This is a genomic window from Cohnella fermenti (assembly GCF_004801405.1).
GTDB classification, from domain to species: Bacteria; Bacillota; Bacilli; order Paenibacillales; family Paenibacillaceae; genus Cohnella; species Cohnella fermenti.
Genome location: NZ_SSOB01000106.1, coordinates 1 through 1,436 on the forward strand (window position 1 = coordinate 1; position 1,436 = coordinate 1,436).

Genomic DNA, 1,436 nt, shown 5'->3' on the forward strand with positions numbered 1-1,436 from the left:
ACTAGTACACCATTTCAGAAGTTCATTCCCCTTATAAAATGCCGAAGACTAAAAGTCACTCCATACAAATGGGAACTGGTTTGTTAGTACAGCGAGCAGTTGCGGAGCCGAACCTGTAAAGGGGATTCCCAGCGTCCCATATGGTTGGCCCTATCTAATCGAGGTGAATAAGCCCCTGTTTATGAAGTGTACCTTCGAGCTCCTCGCCTTCCAGTATGAGCGGGTGCATCAGGTGGCCTCCTGATCTTGCGTTGGATAGCCCCGGAACGTCCACCGAAAAGGATGCGCCTCTATCTGGTTCCATCGGTAGATGAACGCCATCACTTTGCTCTTCAGTTCGTCCTTTGAGTTGAAGCTGCCGTTGCGTAAGATGCGCTTGGTGAGGATCGAATAGAAGATTTCGATCTGGTTGACCCATGACGCGTGCACGGGAGTAAAATGAAACTCAAATTTGTTGCCGTGTTTGGCATTAAAGGCTGCCCAGTGTTCGGTAGGACCTTCATGATGAATGTTCAGGTTGTCCCAGATGATGATAATCTTGCGGTACTCGCGATAGGTTTGGGCCACGCGTTCCATGAAAGCTAGAAGGTCTTCCGCTTTTCGCCCATCGCCGCAAGTAGCCAGGACATGGCCGGTTTTCACATCAAAGCTGCTGATCAGCGTTTGTGTACCGTGACGGATATACTCGAATTCGACCCGTCCTGCTTTTCGAACCTGTGGCAACTGGGTTTCGTAGATTTTTTCATTGGCCTGCATCCCACTCTTTTCGTCTACACAGCAGAGGATGACGTCATCGGGAAGCTCCGTATGATACAAGCCCACGATATCGTTTACTTTTTCCTTGAACAGCGGGTCTTTGCTGTGCAGCCACATCGCGTGACGATGTGGTTTCAATTCGTGCTCATCCAGGGTCCGCCAGATTGTGGTACGGCTCATAATAGGGCCTTTAACCTGTGCGTGCACAACCTCCGTTAAGGTATCGTAGGTCCAGAACGTTTGCCCGCTTAGTCCATAGTGTTCGGGTTTGTCACAAGCGATGGCGATGACCTCACACCGTTCTACCGCATCGAAGGTGACAGGGGCTCCCGATCGCGGGGCATCTTCAAGACCACATATACCATGATCGATAAACCGCCGCTGCCATTTGCGAACCGTCTTGGTTGAGACCCCGGTTTCATTTGCGACTTCGGCTTGGCTCTTGTTCTCCATAGCCAAGCCCCAAATGATCGTCGCACGCAGTTTCAATCGATACTCCGTCTTCTGACCAAGCATCATCTTTTTCACACTTTTACGTTGTTTGGTCGTCAAATGTATCCGTTCCATTCCGATCACCTGCCGCTTCTTCATCCTCTTTCCTATTATCCAAAATTAGGATGATCGCCACGAGGCTGTTATGGCCAAATCGTAGGGAACGAATTTACGAAACGTTGTACTAG

At 49.9% G+C, this 1,436-nt stretch carries 1 protein-coding gene; it reads right to left on the reverse strand.

The window, feature by feature from the left end:
* Positions 1–228 precede the first annotated feature (228 nt).
* A complete protein-coding gene (locus E6C55_RS33155) occupies positions 229–1,347 on the reverse strand; it encodes an IS630 family transposase (RefSeq protein ID WP_136374112.1) in 1,119 nt (372 codons plus the stop codon).
* Positions 1,348–1,436: the final 89 nt, after the last annotated feature.

Bases quoted from the DNA above. Each gene is read 5' to 3' on its own strand.
- E6C55_RS33155 (WP_136374112.1), bottom strand. From the start codon at position 1,347: ATGAAGAAGCGGCAGGTGATCGGAATGGAACGGATACATTTGACGACC.